This is a genomic window from Paenalcaligenes hermetiae (genome assembly GCF_039543645.1).
In the GTDB taxonomy this organism is placed as follows: Bacteria; Pseudomonadota; Gammaproteobacteria; order Burkholderiales; family Burkholderiaceae_B; genus Paenalcaligenes; species Paenalcaligenes hermetiae.
Window position 1 is genome coordinate 1 of sequence record NZ_BAABKD010000011.1, and the last position, 24,841, is coordinate 24,841.

A 24,841-nucleotide genomic window follows, 5' to 3' on the forward strand; every position below is an offset into this window, starting at 1 on the left:
CAACGTCGGTTCGAGATGGCGCTCGATGACGCCAACTACCTCTGATAGTTGAGTCGATACTTCGGCGATCACCACTTCCCTCATGATGTTTAACATTTTATTAGTAAGCATGCTCGTTTTGTCACCCGCTGATGCTTACCGTTAATTAATATAATCACTTGTATTAAATAGACTTTCTTTAAAAATATAAGACACTCTGTTATTACAAATCGTGCATGCCGTCTATCCTGCTTGCACGATGCACATTATCTCACCCAAAGAACTCATAACATTTTAATTTATTTAGCATTAAATTAAAACTCTACCGGTAAACAAGCATCTCTAGGCGTAAAAAACAGGCACTTTTTTAAATCCCAGCTAGAATAGGCTGTATAGGCAGACAGTTGCAAGACAAGGAGCGTTTTATGTCTAACAGTCCATTTTTAAATTCTATACGCACGGATATGCGACAAAAAGGTTATGCGCTGAAAACTGAAAAAACTTACCTGCACTGGATTAAGCGTTTTATTCTGTTTCACAAAAAACGTCATCCTCAGACCATGGGCAGTGAAGAGGTCAGGCTGTTTTTATCCAGCTTAGCAAACAGCAGACATGTAGCCATAAACACGCAGAAAATCGCTTTAAATGCCCTAGCTTTTTTGTACAACAGGTTTTTACAACAGCCGTTGGGCGATATTGATTATATCCCTGCAAGCAAGCCTAGACGGCTACCCTCTGTTATCTCTGCAAATGAAGTGCAACGCATTTTGCAGGTTATGGATACTCGCAACCAAGTTATTTTTACGCTGCTGTATGGTGCAGGTTTGCGCATTAATGAATGCTTGCGTTTGCGGGTTAAAGATTTTGATTTTGATAATGGCTGCATCACTGTGCATGACGGTAAGGGTGGGAAAAGCAGAAACAGCCTACTGCCCACGCGCCTAATCCCAGCAATAAAATAACTCATTGAGCAAGCGCGGCTTATTCAGCAAGACGACAACTTACAAGGCGTAGGGCCATCGCTGCCTTTTGCTTTAGATCACAAATACCCTTCTGCTTATCGACAAGCGGCGTGGATGTTTGTCTTTCCCTCCAGCACGCTCTGCAACCACCCGTATAACGGCAAATTATGCCGCCATCATCTGCATGACTCCGTTGCGCGAAAGGCATTGAAGGCAGCCGTACAAAAAGCAGGCATCGTTAGCAAGCGTGTCACTTGTCATACATTTCGTCACTCGTTTGCTACGCATCTATTACAAGCGGGGCGTGATATTCGCACTGTGCAAGAACTCTTAGGGCATACCGATGTTAAGACCACGCAAATCTATACGCATGTGTTGGGTCAGCATTTTGCCGGCACCACCAGTCCTGCGGATGGACTGATGCTACTTATCAATCAGTAAAAGTAGATAAATATCTTTATGTAGCCTGAGTAGCCCCTGATACTTTTTATGGTGAAAAAGATAAACAATCATAGAGGGGATAAATATGAGCCAGTTCTACCATTGTTCAGATAAGTTTAAGCAAGATACTGTTAATCACAGTGACCATTCATGGTCATTACACTTCCTCCAGCTGCCAGACAATGCCTAACATAAAAACGCAAAAGCCCAAAAGTCAGAGCTTAGGTGTTCTAGGCGTTTTCTAAGCGCTGAAGAAATACGTCTTACCGTAGATTGCGTGCGTTTCTGAAGCACATTTTCCTCATACATGGCTTTATCCTAGGCAGCTTCATCAAGCTCTTGGAGTAACAAGCCAGTAATAATGCGACACTTTCGGGTTTGTAGCGAGCCGCTGGTGAGATCGGAGTTATAGCGGAAAGGGGTCATTTGTAATTATTTGTGGGTGGAGGATAGTTAACTTATTATTGTAGTTGGAAGAGGCTGCTTTCCAAACATTAGCACATCGTAATGCTTGTTACTGTATATTAATTTATGCTCTTAGCGCATGTTAATGGGCTATTACAATGCATAATGTCTACATCAAGATAACTGTGGCTTAACACCTGTACAAGCGAAAAAAATCAATCACCTGTCCGGAAATACGGGATCACTGTAAAGTGTTGGTGAGGCAGTCTAGGAGGGGAATTTAATTTGGGATACTGATGAAAGGATTATGATCAGTTGGATATAGGATCGTACTAAGCTGAGCGGCAGGTCAGCTAGAGTAGTTAACCAGATAAGTGAAATCTAGTTCCAAACTACTTTGTCATTTTTAATTTTCGCATTAGCTTACGACGCTACATCCAGTTCCCATCTATTTTGTCACTTTCCCCTAAATAATCCTTAAAAACCCCATTTCCACCCCTCCCAGTTCCCAACTATTTTGTCCGTTCACAACTTGGCTAATGCTAGGCACGGCAGCTCTTTGAGGTTCCACATACAAACTTCAGATTGCTTCAAAAATCGCCATGATTTAATCGTCGGAGTAAAGGGTGCATTGATTTTCTTTTTCAGGAAACTCCGCTTTAAAGTACTGCGGTTTGCTTGGTGGTTTATTTGTCCACTTCCCCCGGCTTTAGCCTATCCTGCATTTAGTCTCTATCGCTCATTTTTTATTGAAGTATCGAACTTATGCGTAAACCCTTAAATCCTCTCGAACAGATAGCGAATCTATACGAATTTCATCGGATTCTTTAGAATAAATATAGATTATCAAGAATGAGGTGCAGATGACTAAGGTAACGCTTGAACAGTTTAGGCAGCAGGTGAAACCCGCAGGGCGCTCTAAATTGGATCCCTTTTGTGATGAGATTGTAGCTCTCCATCGAGATGGCTACTCTTTGGATCAGATCTTGGAGTTTTTGGTTTTAAATGAGGTGCAGGTTGCTAAGTCAACACTGCATGGTTTCATCAAAAGAAGGGTGGGAGAACAGTCTTTGTTGTCGCGGAAAAAGGTATTTTCTGGCTCTATAACTAAGTCGCAGGGAGGGTTTGTTGGTTTTAACCCTCCAGTATGGGCTGATCCTAAAACCAATGTGGATGATTTGATTTAGGGGGGATTTAAGCTTCTAGGAAATGTCGCTCGAATTGTTGCTGATGATTCGATCCCATGGCGATCACAGCTTTGGCAGCAGTTTCGTTTCCAATGAGTACTACATCTTCTTCATGAAAACCATTGATGCTGTTTTCGCATTCAGCAATGCCTATGAGCCATTTTGGTGCTGAGATTTGGTCGCGCTGTTTATAACTGCGGTATCGGTTTTCAAATTCTTTGGCAACAAATGGCCATTCACTTTCTGTCTTATTCCCCAAGGCTATCCAGCCGCCCATGTTTTGCAGTACAAGATGAATAATAGGGTCATCAAAAGCAACGCTACGGTATGTGCCGACGTGTCGTAAGGCTTTATCGACTTTGGACCAAGCAAGTAGAGCACTATCACGGCTAGAGCCTTCGAGCAGTTTTACAATATCAGCAGGCATAGGGCAGAACTGCCCGTTGTCAGGGTTAACGCAGTGCCTGTTGATAGCGTGTTTGACAGCTTCAAAATCGTAAGGGCGCATGGCATTCCACCAGATTTGAATGGCGTATTCACTGATGTCTCGGCGATAAAAAGCATAGACGGCAGTAATCAGTTCGGAGAAAGCACGCATTTGATTTGAGTTCATTGTAGATCCTCCTGCATTTTCTTAATCCATTCCATGGCGACTTGATAGTTCTGCTCCTCAAGGGCTTCTTGGCGATTTAATGGCACTACAGAAACTATAGGGGGATGTTTATCGCTAATTGGACTTCTAGGTGCAAAGAGTCCGGTCCAGCCTCGCTCAATGCTTTGCTTGATGCAAGCAGTTGGGTCGTGGCCGCTTTCAACTAGCTGTTGCAAGCTTTCGATTGATAGTTGTTTGGCATCAGTTGTCCATGCTTTTCCACTAACTCGCTTTCTAAAGCGATCCCAAAGTTGCCATGATTCTTTTGGTAACCAATTGGGGATAACCAGTTTTGCGCTTATTGGTGATTCCTTTATGGTTCTATGATGGTTATTGATGGTTCTGGGTGCACCAAATGCCTCCCCCTCGGTATTTGCTGCCGGGGTGGGGTGCACCAGATGCCGGGGTGGGTGTTCTGAAGTGCAGGGGTGCACCTGCTGCCGGGGTGCATAAGATGCCGGGGTGATGGTATAGATATTTGATCGACCATTGCGCTCTGTTTTTTGTAAAAGTTGGTTTTCTTCTAGCCATTTAATGGCATTACGCACAGCGCGTACAGATAGGCAGGTGCGTTGAGCGATTTTTTCTATAGAGGGCCAGCAAACGCCATTATCATTGGCATTATCGGCTAAAGAAATAAGGACGGCCTTTTGCGTTACAGTCATTCCTTGCAATGGCCAGCAAGAATTCATAATAATAGTGCTCATAGCGTGTTTACTTTACTGACCTCACGGCAGACTTCGTGAGCCGGATAGGTGTGGAAAATGTGGGGGTACTGTAAGTAGACATGCGCAGGTATACCGCGTTTTTTCCAGTTTGAAACGCGTGCTACACCTGTTGGGTAAATACCTAATCGCTTGGCGACTTGTGCAGGGCCGCCTAGTTCATTGATAAGAGCTTCTGCTTTTTTCATGATCGTAAAGAAGTGATTAGTTATGCGATTATTAAACACCGTGTTTATGTTTTTGTCAACATTTTGTTTAACACCTTGTTGTGTTTTGATGGAAGAATAGAGCATGAAAAAAATGGATGAAAGAATGCAGCGTCTTTATAGGGCTGCGTATAGTCTTGGTAAGCTTAGCTCTGATCACGATCAAGTTGGATTGGCGCGTCTTCTCAACTTGTCTCAGCAAATTGTCCATAATTGGGAAAATCGTGGGCCTTCCAAAGACGGGTTGCTCAAGGCGCAAATGGAGCTAGGAATTAACGCAACTTGGGTTATGGAGAGCCAAGGACCTATGTTTATTTCTGAACATGCTTCTTTAATAGATCAAGCAAAATTTGATGTGTTGGATGCTGCCGCTGAGTGTGGCAAGGGTTGTGTAAATCAAGAACATCCAGAAGTTGTATCGAGCTTAACAATGCCTCTAGAGGTGGCTAATCGTATGATTGGCTCATCCAATCGAGGGGATAACATTAAAATTATTGTGGCAGTTAATGATTCGATGATGCCCACCATTAATCCTGGTGATTTACTGTTCGTGGATGTAACGGTAAGGGAGTATGGAGGAGAATCCATTTATTTATTGTTACATGGTGGTGAAGTGCTGTGCAAGCGTTTGTCGTTGGCTGGTGCTGAGCTGATGGTGAGCTCTGATAATAGAGCATACCCGTCTTGGCAGTGGTCAGATAGGCTTGAGAGCACTCGTATTTTGGGCAAGGTGATTCGAGCTTTACCTATGGACTTTAAACGCTTTAACGCTATTTAATTTTTTACGTTTCATCCGTTTTTTTCAGCCACCTGATCGGTGGCTTTTTTATTGTGGGTACACATCGCGAGAAAAATTTTAATATATTGTTGTTTATTTTTGCCTAAAAATATACATATTGTTGATTTTTTATTAAACTTAATGTTTAATTGGCGTATGGCGCTTGATCAGGTTTGGATCGAGTGTTTAGCTCTTTAAACAATGTGTAGATATAACTAGTAGACGTGCTGGTGAAGCAGACCCTCTACAGTGAAAGTGTAGAGCGATATGCAATGGCATCCATCGGGCAGCCATAACCAAATAGCCGAAGACGTGAAGTCTTGCTCCGAATTCTTTCCGAGTCGATACCTAACTATGACGATAGTTAGCCTTTGATCACTGTAGCCGTGAGGAATAACGGTGGCTGAAATAGGCGAAAAATAAGACAGACGTCGAAACAGCGTAAGCAGTGTGCCAGCAGGAATGAGACTGCGATAAGCTCCTTGGTCTTAGGGCCAAGGCCGCTTTGGTTAGAGAGTTCAGGTCTTGGGAGCTTCATAACCAAAACGTGTGTATCTAAATCCAAGTTGCATTGTTTAACCAGAGGAGAGACGAAATGAGTCCACATGAGTTAATTGTGCTTGCTTCGAGTTTTAGAGAGGCTGTGGAGAGCCAACGTGCTTTTACTTTGCCGATGATGAGTATGTGTGAGCTTGAGCTTTTTATGAGTTTTTTATAGTTGTTTAGGAAGACTTATGAGATCTGTTCATTTTGTATTGCAAGGCAAGGGTGGGGTAGGTAAATCATTTATTGCCGCCTTATTAGCCCAGTATTTGCAAAGTTTTGACCTCAGAGTGTTGTGCTTTGATACTGACCCAGTGAATCAAACTTTCAGTCGTTATCAGTTGTTAGACGTTAATCCCATCAATATCTTGACGGAGCATAAAACGATTGATGCTAGTTGTTTTGATGCTCTGATAGAAACTGTTATCACGCATGAGGGGTTGGGGGTGATAGATAATGGAGCTAGCACTTTTGTACCATTGATGTCATATATGCGTGAAAATGAGGTTGTACCTCTCTTGCAAGAGGCGGGAGTTCAGGTGGTGATTCATGTGCCACTCCAAGCCGGTCAAGGATTACCTGATACGTTAACTGGGTTAAATACGGTTTTAACTGATTTTCCATGCGAGGTCGTGGTATGGCTAAATCATTATTGGGGTCGAGTCGAAACCCAAGGTAAGACCTTTGATCAGTGGAATATTGCTAAAAATAATGCAGAGCAAATTGCAGGTGTGATTGAGTTGCCTAATTACAATCCAGATACCTATGGCCGCGATATTTTAAAGATGACATCCAACCATTTAACCTTTCAGGAGGTATTGCAGAGTACCGAATTTACTTTAATGCCCAAGCAACGTTTGAAAAAAGTACAACGCGATGTGTTTGAGCAATTAGCGGTACAGCGGGTTTTTGCTGCATTTGAGGAAAGGAATCATGCCTAACAAAAAATATAGTAAGTGGCTGCTGCTGCCGTTGGCAGCTTTTTTTATGCTCAACTCTTCTCAAGCGGAGTTATTAACGGGTGAAACACGTTTGGCTTGTGAGGCGATTTTATGTTTGTCCTCTTCGGTACGTCCTAATGAGTGTAACCCTGCCTTGAAGCATTATTTTGGGATAAAGCGCTACAGTAAAGGGGTTTTAGACTGGGGTAAAACAATTAGTGCCCGTAAGTCTTTTCTTGGTTTATGTCCAGCATCGAGTAGCGTGGATACGGGAAATATGCCAGCGTTAATTAATGATATTGCACAAGGTGCTGGACGCTGTGACGCTGACTATTTAAATAAACGCTTACGTATACGTAAAACCCGACGTGAGTGCACTTTGGGTGATGGCTCAGACAGGGATAGCTGTTATCAAGTCAGTTATTACGTTATTAGTGATAAAAAGCCTGCGTATTGCCAAGCCTATGAGGATAACGGTTTAATCGCTTTAGATAAGACTCAGTATGTAGGTAGCCCAGAGGCAGGTGGTAAGTGGGTAACGGTGAGTCGTTATGAGTAAAAGTGCCGAGGAAATTATTAACGCGGTATTTAGCCAGAGTGGGTTAAAACTGGAGCCTGATGACCCTTTAGTGGCATTATTGCTTTTTATTGATCGGCAGTATGAGCAACAGCGTACTTTATTAGAGGATCATGAAAATGCTTTTTTACTTAACTTAGATCAACGATTGCAACAAGTTCATGAGGTCTATGAGGCGCTAGAGCAGCAGAAGCAGCATATCCGGTTAGATCTGATTACACATACTCAGCGCTTGGTGCGCAAGGAGGTTGCAGAGCAAGGGCGTGAGCTCTATAAGCATAGCCTGCGTTGGGTTGCGTTCGGTTTTGTGCTGATGTTCTTGCTGCAAGTGTTTATTTTAGCGAGGACATTATGAGAAGACGAGCTGTTGCGTTGATACTGAGCTTATGTTTTTGTACTGGAGCACAAGCTAGTGAAGGCGTGGAGGTATTAACGCCTTTACAGTTTGATCGATTAGCGCAGCAATGTGCTCCACAAGTGCATCGGGAAACATTACAGGCTCTCGCTAGAGTGGAAAGTGGTTTTAATCCGTATGCGATTGGAGTGGTAGGTGATGTGGTAGCACAGCCGAAAAATTTAATAGAAGCTATTGCAACGGCTAAACAGCTAGAGGTAGAAGGGAAAAATTTTAGTTTAGGACTAGTCCAGATTAATAAGAATAACTTAGCTCGTTTGGGACTCAGCTATGACACGGTTTTTGAGCCATGTGCGAATTTAAAAGCAGGTGCTGAAATATTAACAGAGTGCTACTCACGAGCGGGTGGATCAGCTCAAGAGGCTTTGCAAAAAGCATTGAGTTGTTATTATTCGGGTAATTTTAAAACGGGTTTTACCGAAGATATTCCGGGATTGCCTCCGTATGTAGAACGTGTCAAAGCTGCTGCAATAAAAAATAAGAAGGAGCGAAACAATGCGATGAGTGTGCCAGCTATTGAAGTGGATTCAACATTGGTTGCCAAAGCGGTAGCAGTAAGTAATACAGACTCCTCAAGACAGCGGTTTAACTGGGATGTCTTTGGGGAGTGGTAAGCCTTTTTATTATTTAGAGCCACTTATTCAAGTGGCTTTTTATTTTTTAAAGGAAGAACGATGAAGTTAGTAAGCAAACTAAAAATGGCATGGATGGTTTTCATGGGGCAGTTGTTTATGGCTCAGGTAGCGTTAGCTCAGGTAGGAGGCTTTGCGAATCAAGCCAAAAATATGATGGAAAATATCCGTGATGGCATTGTGATTATTGTGGGTGTGGTGGCAACTATCGCATTGCTTTGGCAGCTGGCAGAAGGTTTCATGGGGCGTAAAACGTGGGGGGATGTGCTTAATGCAGGGTTATGGATTTTTGGTGCGGGAGCTGCTGTAGCTGCTGCCACATGGGTATTTACAGCAGGTCAAGGGATTAGCTTCTGATGAAGGGGAAAGAGCAACAGCCGGAGTTTCCCACGTATAACGCTTTGGGGCGCACAGCCTTGGTGTTTGGTGTGCCTCTAATGCCGTTTGCTGTATTGGTGGGGGGCTTTTTAGCACTAACCATGTTTCTATTTACGTTCATGGGAGACCAAGCGTTGTTTTTAATGTTGCTGCCTGTGCCACTAGTCTTATTAATGAAAACTATTTCTAAAACGGATGATCAGGCTTTATTTATTTTAGGTTATGAGTTGTATTGCTTTTTCTACAGGCGGAATGCACGGTTTTTTAACCGAACGAACACCATTTTAGCTATTCATTATGGGAAGAAGCTCAATGATTATCAGCGATTTTTTGAGCAAAGCACTCAGACGACAAGCTGCTCAGTCAGATTTTCTACCAAAAATCTCCCAACACGTCACACCTAATATTTTTCATTATCGGGATGGTTATTTGGGTTTTGTGATTCGGTGTGAGGGGATTCCTTTTGAGTCAGAGAGTGAGTCGCAGATTTATGCACGATTTCATCAGTTAGCTTTGCTTCTAGCTGGCCTTGGTAAGACGCTAGGCAACCGTTTAGGTTTATGGACGACTTTGCAGCGTAAGAAAAGGCGCTTCGATCGCCACTACCAGTTTGAGAATCTGTTTTGCCAACAGTTTGCGCAAAAGTATTTGCAGCGCTTTGAGAGTGGACAGTTCTTTGACACGTTTTTTTATCTTAGTTGTGTCTTGAAGTACGAGGAGTTTGAGGACGGTATTAAAGAGGCTGAGGAGCTGATTGATACGCTACGGTCAGGCTTACAAGCCTATGATCCTTATGTGTTGAGCGCGTATCAGAATGAGGTAGGAGTGGTGTTCTCGGAAGCGTTTGAGTTCATAGGTAGTTTAGTGAATTATGAGTACAGCCCAGTACCGTTAAGCGCTATCGACATAGCGGAAACCTTAGGCCAAGCGGATTTGCACTTTGGGTCTGACATGCTTGAAATCCGAGCGCCGAACGTGACTAAATATGCGACTGCTTTTGATTTAAAAGATTTTGGAATATCCAGACCTAAGGTGCTAGTTGGCATTTTAGAGTTGCCATTTGAGTTCACGTTGACACAAAGTTTTGTCTATATACAAAACTATGAAATTCAGCAGTTAATTAATAAGCAACTCAATAACTTGCAGTCGGTCGGGGATCAGGCGCATCAACAGCATAGTGAGCTAATGGAGGGTAAAGGGGCTATTACAGCAGGAGAGCTTATGTTTGGAGACTATCATGCTGCATTGGTGGTGTATGGCGATACACCTAAAGAAGCATCTAATTACGGTGCAATGGCGTATACCCGATTTTTAGATACGGGTGGTTTTGGTTTTAAGAAAGCTGGTTTTTCTGCGCCTATTACGTACTTTAGCCAAGTTCCTGGAGCGAAAAAGAAGCCTAGAAATGTACCTAAAACCACAGTGAATTTGGCTACAACCTTTGGGATGCATACCTATAGTCATGGCAAAACACAGGGTAATCCTATAGGGGATGGTAGCGCAGTCATCCCATTACAAACGGTCTCTAATGGAATTTATGATTTTAATTTTCACTTTAGTAACCCAAAAGAGGATAACTTAGGGGAGAGCTTAGCGGGGCATACGTTGATTTTGGGTGCTACCGGAACAGGTAAAACAACACTAGAGACAACGCTATTAAGCTTTGCGCAGCGCTTTGATCCGTATTTGTTTGCGATGGATTTAGATGCAGGTCTGCAAATTTTTATTCAAGCCATTGGGGGTAGTTATTTTGCTTTACAAGCAGGTACACCTACTGGGCTAAACCCTTTTCAGCTTCCCGATACGGTTGAAACACGAGAATTGCTGTATCAGTTAGTCGGTGTTTGTGGTCAAAATGAGTACGGTCGTTTAACGGATGAGGAAGAAAAGCAGATCAAGGTAGCGGTAGACACTTTATTGACAAGTATCGATTTTGAACACCGCAACTTTAGTACCTTACTGGAGAGTATCCCGTTTTCTGTGGGAGATAACTCCTTGCGCATTCGCTTGGCTAAATGGTGTCGTAGTGAAAACGGACGGTACGCTTGGTGTTTGGATAATCCGGTAAATCAATTTAACCCCACAGAGTTTTACAAAATTGGTTTTGACCTAACGGATATTCTAAAAGAAGGGTATGCGCCTACCGAGCCAATTTTGCTGTATTTATTCTATTTGCGTAGTTTAATGCTAAAAAATGTGGCTAAATCGGGTGGCATTATGGTGACGGTGGTAGAAGAGTTCTGGTGGCCAATTCGTTTTAATGCGACTAAAGAGTTGATCTTAAAAATACTTAAAACAGATCGTAAGCTAGGTGGGTGGATTATCTTGACTAGTCAAAGTCCAGAGGATGCGATCGCAAGCGATATTTTTTCTGCTATTGTGCAGCAAACTCCTACCAAAATCTTTTTACCTAACCCCGATGCTAAGTACGAGGAAGGCTATGAGTTGTGTGGCTTAACGCAGAAAGAGTATGAGGAGCTGGTGAAGCTTTCTTTGGATAGTCGTCAGTTTTTAATTAAGCAGTCAAAGCAATCTGCTTTTGCCAAACTGGATTTGCGTGGTTTTACTGAGGAAATGGCAGTATTGTCAGGTGACTCTGCTAATAGTGCATTGTTAGAGGAGCTACTAGCGCAAAATCCGAGTGCTACGCCCAATGAGTGGTACCCCTTGTTTAGAGAGCAGATCCGAGCAAAACAGCAGTCTAAGTTATTACACTAATCTTTTTTTTGGTACTATTTTATGGTACTGTTTATGAAAAGAAAACATAGAGCTACGTTAGAACTTATTTTTTCTAGACCAGTAAACGGATCAATTAAATGGTCTGACATAGAAGCCTTATTTCTTAGTTTAGGTGCTGAAGTTACTGAGCGAGAAGGCTCCAGAGTAGGTGTGGTTTTGTTTGGTGAGGTACGTGTTTTTCATCGGCCCCATCCAACGCCAGATACGGATAAAGGAGCAGTAGCTAGCATTAAGAAATGGCTGTTATCACATGGAGTTAAGCCATGAACAATGTATTAGTGATCGATGATGAAAAGGCGGTAGTGTCCTATGACTCTGAATTGGGCATGTTTCGAGGTGAATTTCTCGGTTTAAATGGTGGAGCCGATTTCTATTCGGACAGTGTGGACGGCTTAATCGAGGAAGGGCGCAAGTCGCTGGCTGTTTTCATGCAGCTGTGTAAAGAAAAAGGCATTGAGCCACGTAAAAACTTTTCTGGTCGTTTCAATGTTCGTTTGAGTCCCAAAGTTCATGAAGCTGCTGTACTAGCAGCAGCGGCGGCCAATAAAAGTTTAAATGAATGGGTTGCAGAGACGATTAATCAGGCGGTGCATTCCTAGTTGTATTCTTTGTTTTGACAATACAAGCCATCCGTTTTGGATGGCTTTTTTTGTGGAGAAAGAGAATGCTAAGGGCGGTTAACTGGGCTTTAGTGGGGCTATTGATGGTTAGCGGTAGTTTATGGGCGCAAGGGATTCCGACTATAGATAAAGCAGCGATAACTCAATTTGTACAGCAAGTGGCGCATATGAAAGAGCAAATAGATAACCAAATCGCACAAATTAATGAGCTTAAAGCACAGGTTGAAGCTGTGACGGGTCAGAGAGCTAAAGGTAGTTTGTATCGCACTAACGTACCGGATCGTATTCCATCTGAGTGGAGCGAGATTTATCAATTAGCTGGAGTGAGCATTGATCATTTAAAGGATCCAAAGGCTGCTGTAGATGAGGCTGAATTAAAAGGTTTAGCCGTGATTTATGAGCAAAGTGAGGTAGCATTAACAGATACACAATTGCGTTTAGACAACATTAATGCCTTGATGGATCAAATCAATGTAACAACTGATATAAAGGATTCAGCTGATTTACAGAGCCGTATTGCGGCAGAGCAGGCAATTATCGCTAATAATCAAATTAAACTAGACCAAATGGCTCGTATGTATGAGTTACAAAAAGATGTGATTTACCAGCAAACTACCGCTAGAGATGCTTGTATCCTAGAGCATTGGTCCAGTGATAATACGGACGTTTGCTATTAAAACGTGTTTATTTGTCTTTGGAGATTTCTGTGAAAAAAACTCTTGTGAGCATATTAAGCGTTTTATTTGTATTGGCTGGATGTAGTGAAAAGGAGGAGACTGCTGCAGTTGATCCTATGATTGCTATGTCAGAGAAAATTGATATGCAAGATGGCATTATGACTTGCAAGGTGGATGCGGTCACTTTTGGTGTAGAGCATGAAAGCTCAGCTAGGGCATGTGTTAAGAATACGTCAGTAGAAATATGTAAAAAATACTTTGCAGAGGCTGTATGTCTACCTGAGTAGGAGGGGCCATGCAGGAAATTCTGATAGATATATCAGAATATATGACCCAAAACCTTGGTGCAGACTTACTAGTTAAAAGCGGTGCTTTGATTGAAAAAATCGCACCGCTTTTTTCTATGGGGTTTGGGATTTATGTTCTGTTATTGGTGTTTTATTACTATGGGCGTGGTTTAGATGAATCAGTGCTGGATTTAAGCAAGCGTTTATTGGGCTGGTTTGTTGTGATCGCTTGTGCTTTTAATGCCAGCATGTACACCAATTTAGCAGTGGTTCTATATGGTTTGCCAGAGGAGTTGATTGGCTGGTTTAACGAAACGGAACTTAATGTGGATTTACTAAGCAGTGGCGTTAAATCCATTCAAGACATGGTTGCAGCTTTAGATGATTTAGTAGGGGGTAGGGCTTGGTATTACGTGCAGTTACAGGGCACGGTTTTCGCTGCTAAGGTAGTAGTTAGCTTGTGCGGCTTAATTTTGGTGGTATTTGCCTATTTCTTTTACCTTATCGCTAAGTTGTCTTTGGCTTTGACGTTGATGGTTGGGCCGTTGTTCTTAGGGGCTTTATTATTTCCTAGTACACGTCAATATGGAATGAACTGGATCGGCCAAGTGTTGAACTACTCGTTAGCTTGCTTGCTTTATGCGGTGATTAGTGTGCTGCAATTGAATTTTGTCCAAAGCAAAATGGCAGGGTGGGCCAATAAAAACTATATCGACAGCGTAGCCAAAGCGTGGGAGGTTTCTTATGTGATGGTGATCATGACGATTTTATTTTTAATTGTGGTACTGAGCATACCCAACATTGCTTCTGCACTGACAGGTGGTGCGGCCATAGATGGGCAGGGTAGAACTATGGGACGTTTAGGTTCCTTAGCAACGCGTACTTTGTCCAAAGTGCCAGTGATCGGAGCGGCAAATAAAATTATTGGGAAGTAAGTAGGAGCGTTAAGCATGGCAGCCGTCTGATGAGACGGCTTTTTTTATGTCTGGAGATAGGACTGTGAGAGCTTTGTTAATTGTAGTGTTTAGCAGTGTCTTGGCTGCTTGTGCAGCTCCCAAAGCGCCAGAGCCCGAAGGCGATCCCTTTCCGATTAATCCAGTTTATGAGGTAGAGCATGTTCAAATCTCATAAGAAAAATGATGCGAGACAAATGGCGATTGAGTTTGTGCAGCAGGCCAATCAGTTTGAGAAGTCGCAAATTGAAGCAATTAAAAGGAATAATCGGTTAGCGTGGCGTATTGCGGCTGTTAGCTTGTTGTTAGCATTTTTGGCAATAGGGGCAGTCATACTTTTAACCCCGTTGAAAACGGTGACACCTTATGTGATACGAGTGGATAACAACACTGGGGCAACGGATATTGTGACGGTGATGAAGCAGCGTGAAACCTCTTATGGTGAGGTCACGGATCGTTATTGGTTGAGTCAATACATAAAGATGCGTGAAAGCTATGATTGGTGGACGGTTCAGTCCACTTATGATGCCAGTATGCTGCTGAGTAGCCCGACCATACAAAATGAGATCGCTGCTTTTTTTGCGAGTGAGGCTGCACCGCATAAGGTTTTTAAAGATAAATACCGAGTTGATATAAAAGTTTTATCTATATCTTGGATAGGTAATACAGCTCAAGTTCGTTTTGAAAAGCAGGTAAAGCCATTGTTTCAGGGGCAGCAAACACCTGCAGCGCAACGTTATATTGCGACGGTTGCTTACCGCTATGTCAACACAGCTCAAGCAGAGAAAGATCGTCTTATTAATCCTTTGGGACTACAAGTGCTGAGTTACCGGGTTGATCCAGAGGGCTAAATGATGGGAAAAACATATAAAAAGCTGCTTTTAGCAGCTCTTTTTTTGGGTGCAGGTCAAGCGCAAGCGTTGGTGGTGCCAGAGCGCTCACCGCTTGATGGACGTATTCAAACTGTAACTTATAGTACAGACAATGTGGTCAAAGTTACCGCTAAAGTCGGACATGCAGTCTTGATTCAGTTAGAGGAGGATGAGCGTTTAGAGGGAGATAGTGCTGCGTTAGGGATGGGGGATGCAGAAGGCTGGAGTTTAGCGGTAAAAGGTAACAACATTATTTTTAAACCTATAGTTGAACGCTCGGACACAAACTTAATTATTACAACGAATAAGCGTACTTATGTGTTCCAGCTTTCAGTGAATGACAAGGCCAAATATCCCACGTATGTATTGCGTTTTCATTATCCCGATACAGTGCTAAAGCAGAAAAACAAGATAAAAAAAGAACGGGAACAAGCTATGAATTTGGTTTTAGGTCGTACCGAGTCTGTGGTGCATAAAGCCAATCAAAACTATTGGGGTTATGGGGATCGAGCCTTAGCGCCTACTGCTTTATTTGATGACGGGCGTTTTACCTACTTTGATTTTAATAATGGTAGAGAGCTACCTGCTATTTACAAGAAAATGCCGGATGGCACAGAAAGCTTAGTCAATAGTCATGTAGAAGGGAGCAAAGTGGTGGTGCATGAAACAGCACGGCATTTTGTATTGCGTTTAGGGCAATCAGTATTAGGCATAGAGAATCGTGGTTTTGACGAGCAAGGTAGTTTTAACCGTTTGGGGACGAGTACACCGGGGACAGTACGCATCGTGAAATAAGGATACAGCATGAGTATTTTTAAACGAAATACGGATGAAGACGCTTTACCTAATGAAATTGCACCAACGTTGTCTGAATCATTGCAAGCCCCAGAGCTAGAGCGAGGTTTGCCTCAGAGTCTACATAACCATAAGCAAAGCAATGTTAAAAAGGCAGCATTAGCAGGCGTAGGGGTACTTGGTTTGGGGTTATTGCTTTCTGGCTTAGTCTTAAATAGGGAAACACCCCAACTGGAGCAGGAGGAGGTCTTTAGTGAGTCAGTAGCTAATCAGCGACCCCGTGATTTCTCAGCAGAACAGCAAAAGATATTAGAGCAATTACAGGAGATTGAATCGCAGCGTAGAGCGCTTGAGGAGTCCCAATCAGAGATCAAATCAGAGCCACAGATAGCATCAGCTTCAACGGTGGTAGTTACTGAGCCTGACGCACCACGTCGAGAGCTACAGGGAAGTGTATTAGTTGCTTTTTCTGAGGAGGCCTCAGTTCCTCGCAGTATGGAGGCAACCTATGCAGCACCGGCTCGAGAGACGGCTTTTAGTGAACAGTTAAGACCAAGTCTGATGTTACCAGGCAGAGCCATTAAACGAGCGGATTTGACGTATTTGCTCGGTAAAGGAACCACAATTTCGTGTACTTTAAATACTAAGATTGTGACGACACAACCCGGTATTACACGTTGTATTGTGAATCAGGATGTGTACTCAAAAAATGGCAAGGTGTTATTGATTGAGCGCGGTTCAGAAGTAATAGGGGAGCAAATGAGTGCTTTACTTCATGGGCAGGCAAGGGTATTTGTTTTGTGGAACACCATCGAAACTCCATCTGGTGTTTCTGTGGAAATTAATTCACCGACTGCTGATAGCTTGGGAGCTGCTGGACAAGAGGCTTATGTGGAAACGCATTTCTGGCAGCGCTTTAGTGGAGCGATTATGTTATCCATGATTGATGATGTAATTTCAATTGCGGCTAACTCTAACCGAAGTCGTGATCGCCATTATCAGTTTGATCATACTCGTGACTCCACCCGAGATATGGCTGCTATTGCATTAGAGAATACGATTAATATTCCGCCTACAGGCTACGTAAATCAAGGCACTTTAGTGAATATTATGGTTGCTAGAGACGTAGATTTTTCTGATATTTACCAGTTGGTCAATATTGAGACGAGCGGTTTGGTTAGGGGTGAAATGTGACAGATTTTGCAAGAGATACCAGCGCCAGAAATGTCTTACAACGCTTAGGTATTACGGATTATTTGAATCGCTCTGGGGTGACAGAGGTTATGATCAACAGGCCTAAAGAGGTATTTTTAGAAGGTGATTTTGGTGTACAGCGCATCGAGGATGAGCGCTTAACCTTGAGTCATTTATCTCAGTTGGCCAATGTGTTGAGTATTCTAAATAATAAGCATTTGACCATTAAAGAACCAATGCACTCGGTGACGTTACCTGATGGTGAGCGTGGTCATATGATTATGCCTCCTGCATGTGAGGATGACACGTTGGTGTTTGCTTTTAGAAAACCCTCTACGCATCGTTTTTCCTTAGAGGATTACTTAGTCACTCAGCGTTTACCAGCTACAACCCTACCCGTGAAAGTGGATTCTTCTCAGTTAGCTCCTTACGAGAAGGAAATGTTGGCGCATAAAGAAACTCATAATTGGCTTGAGTTTTTTCAGTTGGCTGTACAGCATCGCTTGAACATTTGTATGGTTGGTGGGACTGGGTCGGGTAAGACGACTTTTACTAAAGCAATAGCGGATCTCATTCCAGCTAGCACTCGCATTATTACTATTGAGGATACGCATGAGTTGGATTTGCCTCATCATGCAAATCGGGTTCATCTTTTTTATAAGGAGCACATTACGGCAAAAGCAGTGATTGCTTCGTGCTTACGCTTAAAACCAGATCGCATTTTTCTGACTGAGCTACGTGGTGATGAGGCATGGGATTATTTATCCGCTCTGAATACGGGTCATCCCGGTGGTTTAACGTCGGTGCATGCTAATGATGCGGAGTCGGCTTTTTACCGTATTGCGCAGTTAGCTAAAGAGTCAGAAACGGGGCAAACCATGGAGTATGAGTATTTGTTAAATATGGTTCGAGCGACTATTGATATTGTGTGTTTCTTTGAAAAAACGCATATGACAGAACTGTATTTTGATCCAGTGGCAAAACGAAAGGCCATGAGAGGGAGAGCTTAACGGGTACTTGTGGAGATGGTGTAAATGGGAAAGAAAACACTGATAGCACTAGGAGTAGCGATTATGCTGCTCCTTTTTTTTGGTCTGATGGGGCAGTGGGTCGGAGCTTATGTCTTTGTTAGCTATGGCCCAGTCGCCAATGAAAGTGTGGGGGTAGATACGCTTTATAACTATTACAACTTGAGTGATGGCTCAATATGGGGTTATAGCCTAGCGTATAAGGTAGCAGTAGGTGTCAGTGTGTTAATTGCCTTAGCTCCTATTTTTGTAGTGTTAACAGCTGTTTTTGTGAAACCTAAGCGTGAGTTGCATGGTTCGGCACGCTTTGCGACCAAAGCGGAAATTGTTAGAGCGGGATTGCTAAAGAAAAAGTATGAGGAGCCGGATATATTAATTGGGCAGTACAGGGGAAGTTACTTACGTTGGTCTGGAAAGCAGTTTGCTTTTTTAGCAGCACCGACTCGTAGTGGTAAAGGAGTAGGCATCGTTATTCCTAACTGTTTGCATTATCGGGATAGTTTGGTAGTGTTCGATCCAAAGCTAGAAAATTTTAATATTACTGCTGGGTTTAGAGCGGCTCATGGTCAGGAGGTGTTTTTATTCAATCCATCCACTAAGGATTTTAAAAGCCATTGTTGGAACCCTATTTCTTATGTTTCACGAGATCCGTTGTTCTCTACGGGTGGGGCATTTAATATAGCCAACATTTTATATTCTACGAGTCCGAACGATAGCGGCAATAGCCGCTTTTTTAATGAAATGGCACAAAAGCTGTTCGTAGGTTTATGTCTTTACCTAATTGAAACGGAGCATATCACTGGGGTGACACCGTCGCTAGCCGCTATGATAGCGCTTTCTACCCCTGAGAGTGGGGAGTCATTAGCTGATTGGATTAAAGAGCAAGCCCTACGTGATGATCTAAGTAATGAGTGCAAAAAGAATCTTTTGAGCTATGCAGGGAACTCTAGTAACACGGCTTCAGGTATTTTATCGAGTTTTCTGGCTCCGCTTTCAGTGTTTTCTGATCCCTTAGTTGCCGCGATAACGAGTAAAGATGACTTTGATCTGCGTGATGTTCGCAAGAAGAAAATGTCGATTTACATAGGTATTCTGCCTAATGATATTGCGAAGTTTTCCCGTTTAATCAATTTGTTTTTTAGTCAATTGATTTCAGAGAATACAGCTGAGCTGCCTGAGGACAATCCTGCTTTGAAGTACCAGTGCTTACTGTTAATCGACGAGTTTGCTGCGTTAGGCAAGGTCGATATTATTGAAAGTGGAGTGGCTTACATTGCTGGCTATAACATCCGTATTTTGAGCATTTTTCAAAATATGAGTCAGCTAAATCGGTTGTATACAGTAGATGGTGCTAGAAGCTTATCGACTAATTTTGAATGCCAGATTATTTTTCCGCCACGCGATAACAAGGATGCACAGGAGTACTCGGAAATTATTGGCTATGAAACGTATAAGAGTACATCCTTTAATCGAACTAAGGGTTCTATAGGGGATAAGAGCATTTCTATTAGTGATCAAAAACGGCCAGTGATGTTACCGCAGGAGGTGAAGACAATGCCGACTACCGATTGCATTATTAGTTTGACAGGAATTCAGCCTATTTATGCTCAAAAAATTCGGTATTACGAGGATCCCGTTTTTCAGGAAAGGCTAGGTTATCCAGCCCCTTTAGTTCCTACGTTAGAGCTAGCTAATAAGAGTAAGGTTGCCTCTCGGAAAGAGAGAGGGGCTGCGGCTGCACATAAGTTAGAGAATCACGATGAAGTCGTACAAGCGCTAGTACAAAGCATGTGCGATGCTCACTCAACGCCGGCTTATATTCGAGATGTAAAGCAGGCGGTTGAAAGAGCAGTGGAGGAGTACGGCTTAGAGTATTTTCAGCATGCTGTGACCAAGTAGGAAAATATAATGATGGAAACCAATGAAATTGAGCGAGCCCTCTCTTTTGTTGATAGCCATGATCGCGATACGTGGGTTCGGATGGGTGCAGCGATAAAAACGGAGCTGGGCGAGGCGGGGTATGACATTTGGGATCGGTGGTCACAAAGTGCGGAAAACTATAACTCGCAGGCAAGTAAGTCTGTTTGGCGAAGCCTTCGACCGAGTTTTATTAGCATAGGGACGTTGTTTTATGAGGCAAAGCAAGGTGGTTATAAGGCAGAAGCTCCTTTTGTACCTATTGATCCAGAGACCCTGAAAGTACGTGAGGTTCAACGTAAAGCCTTAGAGGAAGAAGCGCAGGCTGAACGGATACGTGCAGCACAAAGAGCCAGAGATAGGGCAAAACGGTTATGGGATAGATCAGGCCCAGCTAATCCAAGTCATCCTTATTTAGTCAGTAAGGGGATTACAGATCCAGCGGTGATTCGTTTACTGCGCCAAGACCGTTATCAAAATATATTGGTGCCAGTTAAGCAAGACAAAGAGCTAGTCGCTGTACAGCGCATTAGTGCTAAGGGCGCTAAGTTTTTTGGTAAGGGCTCAGTGATTAGTGGTAGTGCTTTTTTAATTGGTGATACAAGCCAAGTCAAAGAAACAGGTTTGGTTTTAACGGAAGGGTTTGCGACAGGCGCTTCGATTTACCAAGCGACCAAACAGCCTGTATTAGTGGTGTTTTCAGCGAATAATTTAGTGAAAGTAGCAGAAAAGCTGAAGGCGTTGGATACATCTATTACTTTGGCTGCAGATAATGATATGAATGAAACAGGGTTCAGGTTTGCAGAAAAAGCCCGTGCTGTGCTTGGTGATAAAGCTCGTGTCGTAATGCCAAAGTTTGATGAGAAAAGCATTAAAGACTATCAAAAGCGGCACGGCAAGAGTCGCTATCCATCGGATTTTAATGATTTACACGAGTTACAGGGCCTCAATACATTGAGGCCTTTTTTTCAGCCTGAAATAGTAAAAGAGAATTCTCAGGAGAAAAAGCGAATGGATAAACCCATTGTGAATAGTATTGAAGTGGATTTGGAGCGCCAGCGGTCAGCAGAGTCACTTAGTAACGTGAGCAGAAAAGACCAGCAGGAGCAGGCACAATCTATTGGCTCAGTTTCATTGCAACAGAGCTCTGAGCATAAGGAGCTAAAACAAACTGAGGTTACGGGGCCAGTGTCAGAGCAAGAGGCAATAACTGATTTACGTTATAAGGCTCCGCCTAAATCGTTGGAATCTAAATATGTGTATGCAGAGGGAAAGTATTATGATCGAACGGGCTCTACAGTACTGTTTGATGATAAAGGTAAAGCCTTAGTGACTTCTCGTTTAGATCGTCAAACTGTATACGATATGATCGAGGTGGCTAAGGAAAAGCAGTGGAATGCAGTTGTTTTAAAAGGGAGTCCCGACTTTAGACGTTTTGCCTACTTGGAGGCAGAGAGCCAAGGCATCCAAACTCGAGGTTATTCTCCGACACCTGCTGATTTAAAGTTAGTAGAGCAGTTACGAGAAGAGCGATCATTAAACAAAATTGAAAAAGATTCTGAGCGTGAGCCTATCAAGAAAGAAAGTGCTGCTGCGGTAGCAGTGGCTGAAAAAGTGCAAAGCCAAAATCAAATGCCGACCTCAGCTCAAATTGAAACATCAGAAAAGGCGGATATTGATAATGATGTGCCGTTGAAGGAAATTACTGCCAGTGCTTCTATCCCAAGCGAGGTAAAAATAGCGGCGGATAAGCTGAAACAAGCAGAAACAACGTGGAACCCTACTCAGTTTTCAGTTATGCAATACTATAAAGGCTTGGCTAAGCAGGCTGTACATTACATGAGAGCGGAACATCGATCGCAAGCACAGCGTAATTTTGATACGAATATGGATAGGGCATTGAATGGCACTGAATTCACTTTACCTTTGCCTATACAAGTAGGCCACACACCATCACAGGAAACCCCAGTACGTACCCCAAATTATGAATTGGAGATAGAGCGATGAGTCAAGACAAGGATGATGAGAAGTACATGACGGAAGAAGAGGCTCGGGCAATCGGTGCTTTAGAGCCCGTTGAGGAAGAAATTACAGATCCCGAGTTAATTAAATTTTATCAGGAGAATGCTGAGTTTTTTCAGAATGACGGCGATTTAGACGATCATTTTTGATTGATTATTGAGACAGTAACGATAGAGATAGCACCCTGCTTGGGGTGCTTTTTTTATGGGTTTCAGTATGAATAAAGCAAAACGTAAGCCATTTCATGAAGAGATTGCTGAGCAATTGATAGCACAACTGAAAGAAGGTGCTGCTCCGTGGCAAGTTCCTTGGGAGACTGGGTATGTCAAAGAGCGCCCGTATAACGTGGTAACAGGTAAACCCTATCAAGGGCGTAACTCCATTGCGCTTATGCTTACTGGGTACGCAGATCCTCGTTGGATGACTTTTAATCAAGCTAAAGAGGCTGGGTACTCGATTAAAAAAGGGTCGAAAGGAACACGGCTCCAGATGACGATTTGGCAAGAAGAGCGCCTTAAACGTGATGAGACTGGTCAAGTTATAGAAAATAGCGAAGGGGAGCAGGAGAAGGAGATTGTTGAGCGTGAAAAACCTATTGTTAAGTCATTTACCGTTTTTAATGCGGAGCAGATTAATGGTATTCCGCCTTTAGAGCGTCCTGTTGTACACGCATGGCAGGCTATAGAACGAGCAGAAAATATCTTAGAGGCTTCAGGTGCAGTGATTGAGCACAAACGAGGTAATAAGGCTTATTACAGTCCGGTACACGACAAAATTGTTTTGCCATTGAAAGACCAGTTTCCTTCACCGGATCGGTATTACGCTACTGCGCTTCATGAGTTAGGGCATTGGACGGGCCATGAAAGTCGATTACATCGTTTTGAGGCAGGTGTAAGAGAATCCAAAGAGGAGTACGCTAAAGAGGAGTTAAGAGCCGAGATTGCTTCCATGATGATTGGTCAAACCCTTGGTATAGGACATGACCCCGGACAGCATGCTGCCTATGTGGAGTCTTGGATCAAAGTCTTACAGGACGACCCGATGGAAATCATTCATGCGGCTAAAGACGCAGAGAAAATCCATAGTTTTGTCTTAGAGTTTGAAAGACAACGAGAGCAAGACTCTACCCGTGACTTGAGTGTGGATGAGCTCAAGCAGGCTTTTGAAAAAGCGCTTGATAATGCAGAGCCAGAGTTGGTAAAGCAGTTACGTTTTTTGGAAACGAGTATGAGCATGATTGTTCAGAACATGCCGGAAGCAGCGAGGTCTCAGGCTCAGCAAAATTTTTATAGTGCGCAGTTGGAAAAATTGTCGGAGCGTGAGAGTGAGGTGGAAATAGCGTTGTGAGTGGCTAGGTAACTGTAAACTATTTGAGTTAAATGAATTTAATGCTAAGTGAGAGATGAGTACCCCGATAATACCCCCTTTTTTAGCAGTACTTCTTAGTAGAATGAGTGAGTAGATGCTGATGTTATTTTTGTTTAGGGGTGATCCCACCCAATGCCATCTTGGTTAGTTATTGATCCGACAATGCGAGAGAAAGCACCCTAATCTAGGGTGCTTTTTTTATGGCTTTTTGATCTAGAGGAATTTGTATTGGAGTTTGATGTGTAAAGAGGGTGTGAACAGTTCAGTAGAAATAGATTTTGATTCTAAAGGTGATGCAATGATAGGAAAAGAAAAAGCATTGACACTGAAAGAGGCCGCTGAAATCTTAGATGTATCCTACTTCACGCTTTTTAGAAGGCGGCATCAAATTGCTTTTCAGGTTCCTGGTACAAACCGTTGGCGCATTTGGCCATCAGAGCTTGCTGCAGCAACGAGAGCAGGCAATAATTTGAAGCGATTATCGTTGCGAGTCGATCAGGAGAAGTCATGGCGATCCGCAAAAATAAAGAGTCAGGGATATGGTGGGTTGATATCACCCCACCCGGTGGCCAAAGAGTTAGACGCTCTACTGGCACAAAAAACAAAAAAGAAGCGCAAGAGTACCACGATCAATTAAAAGCCGAGTTGTGGCGCATTGAAAAGTTAGGTGCAAAGCCTAAGCGCTCATTTGAAGAAGGATGTGTTCGTTTTTTGCAAGTCAGTGCTGGGCAAGCGGACTATCAAACTAAAGTGCGTCATGTAAGGTATTGGCTTGAGGTTTTTGCAGGGCGATCTCTTTGTTCTATTACGGCTGATGATATTTATGCAGGGTTACCTGTCTATCGAGAGTTTGACGATGGTCGTGAGCCAAGAAAAATATCTGAAGCCACAAAAAACCGGTATTTAGCGAGTATCCGTCGTATTTTTTCATTGGCGCATAAAGCTGACTGGATAGATAAAGTACCTAACTTAACTAACTATCGCGAGCCTGATGTAAGGGTTCGATGGATTACTAAGGAATTAGCGAAGCGATTGATAGACAACATTCATTTACCTTGGATGCGCGATGTGTGTGAGTTTGCTTTGCATACAGGTGCACGTGCTAATGAAATACTTACCTTAGAGTGGGAAAACGTAGACTTGGATGCAGGCGTTGCTTGGGTTATTAGCAGTAAAGCCAAGTCAGGTCGAGCTAGGTCCTTACCTTTAAATGCAGAAGCATTAGGTTTATTGCGTAGGCGTAAACAAAAGGGAGGGCGGTGGGTGTTTACTCGCTCAACAGGTAAACCTATTTCAGAGATAGATAGGCGTGTGTTTAATAAGGCATGTAAAAAAGTAGGAATTGTAGACTTCCGTTTTCATGACTTACGACACACATGGGCAAGTTGGCATGTACAAGCAGGTACTCCTTTATTTATCTTGAAAGAGTTAGGAGGATGGGAAACATTAGAAATGGTGCGTAAGTATGCTCACTTAGATGCGAGCCATCTGGCTGAGTATGCAGATCACGTCACGTTTAGGTCATAGTAACGCTAGAAAACAAAAAAG

29 protein-coding genes and 1 pseudogene are annotated in these 24,841 nt (G+C 43.0%); 25 read left to right on the forward strand and 5 right to left on the reverse strand.

The window, feature by feature from the left end; translation table 11 throughout:
• The first annotated feature begins 404 nt into the window (after positions 1-404).
• A pseudogene (gene intI2, locus ABD980_RS09075) lies at positions 405-1,382 on the forward strand (class 2 integron integrase IntI2).
• 186 nt (positions 1,383-1,568) lie between these two features.
• Here intI2 and ABD980_RS09080 read toward each other — a convergent pair.
• Complete coding sequence (locus ABD980_RS09080) at positions 1,569-1,691, reverse strand: BrxA family protein (RefSeq protein WP_345371180.1); 123 nt, start codon at positions 1,689-1,691, stop codon at positions 1,569-1,571.
• A gap of 959 nt (positions 1,692-2,650) precedes the next feature.
• Here ABD980_RS09080 and ABD980_RS09085 point away from each other — a divergent pair.
• Positions 2,651-2,974 carry a hypothetical protein gene (locus ABD980_RS09085; RefSeq protein ID WP_345371182.1) on the forward strand — a complete coding sequence of 108 codons (324 nt, stop codon included), beginning with the start codon at positions 2,651-2,653 and terminating at the stop codon, positions 2,972-2,974.
• A gap of 7 nt (positions 2,975-2,981) precedes the next feature.
• On the opposite strand, the gene ABD980_RS09090 is transcribed toward ABD980_RS09085, so the two are convergent.
• From ABD980_RS09090 to ABD980_RS09100, 3 genes are read right to left on the reverse strand one after another with little or no spacing between them, the layout of a single operon-like run.
• On the reverse strand, positions 2,982-3,587 hold the full coding sequence (locus tag ABD980_RS09090; protein WP_345371184.1) for a DUF6475 domain-containing protein: 606 nt from the start codon (positions 3,585-3,587) through the stop codon (positions 2,982-2,984).
• Positions 3,584-4,333, reverse strand: a complete 750-nt coding sequence (locus ABD980_RS09095) for a helix-turn-helix domain-containing protein (RefSeq protein WP_345371186.1) — start codon at positions 4,331-4,333, stop codon at positions 3,584-3,586. Before ABD980_RS09095 ends, ABD980_RS09090 begins: the two co-directional genes overlap by 4 nt.
• A complete protein-coding gene (locus ABD980_RS09100) occupies positions 4,330-4,539 on the reverse strand; it encodes a helix-turn-helix domain-containing protein (protein ID WP_345371188.1) in 210 nt (69 codons plus the stop codon). The genes ABD980_RS09095 and ABD980_RS09100 overlap by 4 nt, the downstream gene beginning before the upstream one ends.
• Positions 4,540-4,642: 103 nt before the next feature.
• Between ABD980_RS09100 and ABD980_RS09105 the strand changes: the two genes are divergently transcribed.
• The 22 genes from ABD980_RS09105 (at position 4,643) to ABD980_RS09210 (ending at position 23,272) form a co-directional block, all read left to right on the forward strand.
• On the forward strand, positions 4,643-5,335 hold the full coding sequence (locus ABD980_RS09105; protein ID WP_345371190.1) for a S24 family peptidase: 693 nt from the start codon (positions 4,643-4,645) through the stop codon (positions 5,333-5,335).
• A gap of 595 nt (positions 5,336-5,930) precedes the next feature.
• Positions 5,931-6,053 (forward strand): hypothetical protein, encoded by a 123-nt coding sequence (locus ABD980_RS09110; RefSeq protein WP_345371192.1) that lies wholly within the window; start codon positions 5,931-5,933, stop codon positions 6,051-6,053.
• 16 nt (positions 6,054-6,069) lie between these two features.
• On the forward strand, positions 6,070-6,819 hold the full coding sequence (locus ABD980_RS09115; RefSeq protein WP_345371194.1) for a nucleotide-binding protein: 750 nt from the start codon (positions 6,070-6,072) through the stop codon (positions 6,817-6,819).
• The gene (locus ABD980_RS09120) at positions 6,812-7,378 is read left to right on the forward strand and encodes a TrbM/KikA/MpfK family conjugal transfer protein (RefSeq protein WP_345371195.1); all 567 of its coding nucleotides are present in this window, start codon (positions 6,812-6,814) and stop codon (positions 7,376-7,378) included. The genes ABD980_RS09115 and ABD980_RS09120 overlap by 8 nt, the downstream gene beginning before the upstream one ends.
• Positions 7,371-7,751 carry a hypothetical protein gene (locus ABD980_RS09125; RefSeq protein WP_300647921.1) on the forward strand — a complete coding sequence of 127 codons (381 nt, stop codon included), beginning with the start codon at positions 7,371-7,373 and terminating at the stop codon, positions 7,749-7,751. Before ABD980_RS09120 ends, ABD980_RS09125 begins: the two co-directional genes overlap by 8 nt.
• Positions 7,748-8,425 carry a lytic transglycosylase domain-containing protein gene (locus tag ABD980_RS09130; protein ID WP_300647919.1) on the forward strand — a complete coding sequence of 226 codons (678 nt, stop codon included), beginning with the start codon at positions 7,748-7,750 and terminating at the stop codon, positions 8,423-8,425. Before ABD980_RS09125 ends, ABD980_RS09130 begins: the two co-directional genes overlap by 4 nt.
• 60 nt (positions 8,426-8,485) lie before the next feature.
• Complete coding sequence (locus ABD980_RS09135; RefSeq protein WP_345371197.1) at positions 8,486-8,800, forward strand: TrbC/VirB2 family protein; 315 nt, start codon at positions 8,486-8,488, stop codon at positions 8,798-8,800.
• On the forward strand, positions 8,800-9,225 hold the full coding sequence (locus ABD980_RS09140; protein ID WP_300647915.1) for a VirB3 family type IV secretion system protein: 426 nt from the start codon (positions 8,800-8,802) through the stop codon (positions 9,223-9,225). The genes ABD980_RS09135 and ABD980_RS09140 overlap by 1 nt, the downstream gene beginning before the upstream one ends.
• The gene (locus tag ABD980_RS09145) at positions 9,152-11,539 is read left to right on the forward strand and encodes a VirB4 family type IV secretion/conjugal transfer ATPase (protein ID WP_345371199.1); all 2,388 of its coding nucleotides are present in this window, start codon (positions 9,152-9,154) and stop codon (positions 11,537-11,539) included. The genes ABD980_RS09140 and ABD980_RS09145 overlap by 74 nt, the downstream gene beginning before the upstream one ends.
• 33 nt (positions 11,540-11,572) lie before the next feature.
• Positions 11,573-11,827, forward strand: a complete 255-nt coding sequence (locus tag ABD980_RS09150; protein WP_345371201.1) for a type II toxin-antitoxin system HicA family toxin — start codon at positions 11,573-11,575, stop codon at positions 11,825-11,827.
• On the forward strand, positions 11,824-12,159 hold the full coding sequence (locus ABD980_RS09155) for a type II toxin-antitoxin system HicB family antitoxin (protein ID WP_345371203.1): 336 nt from the start codon (positions 11,824-11,826) through the stop codon (positions 12,157-12,159). Before ABD980_RS09150 ends, ABD980_RS09155 begins: the two co-directional genes overlap by 4 nt.
• A 14-nt stretch (positions 12,160-12,173) precedes the next feature.
• On the forward strand, positions 12,174-12,857 hold the full coding sequence (locus ABD980_RS09160; protein WP_345371205.1) for a type IV secretion system protein: 684 nt from the start codon (positions 12,174-12,176) through the stop codon (positions 12,855-12,857).
• Positions 12,858-12,886: 29 nt separating this feature from the next.
• A complete protein-coding gene (locus tag ABD980_RS09165; RefSeq protein WP_345371207.1) occupies positions 12,887-13,144 on the forward strand; it encodes a hypothetical protein in 258 nt (85 codons plus the stop codon).
• 8 nt (positions 13,145-13,152) lie between these two features.
• Positions 13,153-14,079 (forward strand): TrbL/VirB6 family protein, encoded by a 927-nt coding sequence (locus ABD980_RS09170; protein WP_345371209.1) that lies wholly within the window; start codon positions 13,153-13,155, stop codon positions 14,077-14,079.
• 179 nt (positions 14,080-14,258) lie between these two features.
• Positions 14,259-14,948, forward strand: coding sequence for a VirB8 family type IV secretion system protein (locus tag ABD980_RS09175; protein ID WP_300646916.1), 690 nt, complete (start codon positions 14,259-14,261; stop codon positions 14,946-14,948).
• Positions 14,949-15,764: a P-type conjugative transfer protein VirB9 gene (virB9, locus tag ABD980_RS09180; RefSeq protein ID WP_300646917.1), complete on the forward strand. Its 816-nt coding sequence runs from the start codon at positions 14,949-14,951 to the stop codon at positions 15,762-15,764. It abuts the gene before it with no gap.
• A gap of 9 nt (positions 15,765-15,773) precedes the next feature.
• Positions 15,774-16,958, forward strand: coding sequence for a type IV secretion system protein VirB10 (virB10, locus tag ABD980_RS09185; protein ID WP_300646918.1), 1,185 nt, complete (start codon positions 15,774-15,776; stop codon positions 16,956-16,958).
• The gene (gene virB11 / locus ABD980_RS09190) at positions 16,955-17,968 is read left to right on the forward strand and encodes a P-type DNA transfer ATPase VirB11 (RefSeq protein ID WP_345371212.1); all 1,014 of its coding nucleotides are present in this window, start codon (positions 16,955-16,957) and stop codon (positions 17,966-17,968) included. The genes virB10 and virB11 overlap by 4 nt, the downstream gene beginning before the upstream one ends.
• A 63-nt stretch (positions 17,969-18,031) precedes the next feature.
• The gene (locus tag ABD980_RS09195) at positions 18,032-19,885 is read left to right on the forward strand and encodes a type IV secretory system conjugative DNA transfer family protein (protein ID WP_345371214.1); all 1,854 of its coding nucleotides are present in this window, start codon (positions 18,032-18,034) and stop codon (positions 19,883-19,885) included.
• Positions 19,886-19,894: 9 nt separating this feature from the next.
• A complete protein-coding gene (locus ABD980_RS09200) occupies positions 19,895-21,910 on the forward strand; it encodes an LPD7 domain-containing protein (RefSeq protein ID WP_345371216.1) in 2,016 nt (671 codons plus the stop codon).
• Positions 21,907-22,074 carry a hypothetical protein gene (locus ABD980_RS09205; RefSeq protein WP_345371218.1) on the forward strand — a complete coding sequence of 56 codons (168 nt, stop codon included), beginning with the start codon at positions 21,907-21,909 and terminating at the stop codon, positions 22,072-22,074. The genes ABD980_RS09200 and ABD980_RS09205 overlap by 4 nt, the downstream gene beginning before the upstream one ends.
• A 67-nt stretch (positions 22,075-22,141) precedes the next feature.
• Entirely contained in the window at positions 22,142-23,272 is a 1,131-nt protein-coding gene (locus ABD980_RS09210; protein ID WP_345371220.1) for an ArdC family protein, read from the forward strand.
• A 392-nt stretch (positions 23,273-23,664) separates the two neighbouring features.
• Here ABD980_RS09210 and ABD980_RS09215 read toward each other — a convergent pair whose 3' ends face one another.
• A complete protein-coding gene (locus ABD980_RS09215) occupies positions 23,665-23,802 on the reverse strand; it encodes a hypothetical protein (RefSeq protein WP_300648298.1) in 138 nt (45 codons plus the stop codon).
• On the opposite strand from ABD980_RS09215, the gene ABD980_RS09220 reads away from it, so the two are divergent.
• The gene (locus tag ABD980_RS09220) at positions 23,801-24,820 is read left to right on the forward strand and encodes a tyrosine-type recombinase/integrase (RefSeq protein ID WP_300648296.1); all 1,020 of its coding nucleotides are present in this window, start codon (positions 23,801-23,803) and stop codon (positions 24,818-24,820) included. The two genes, ABD980_RS09215 and ABD980_RS09220, sit on opposite strands and share 2 nt — an antisense overlap.
• Positions 24,821-24,841: the final 21 nt, after the last annotated feature.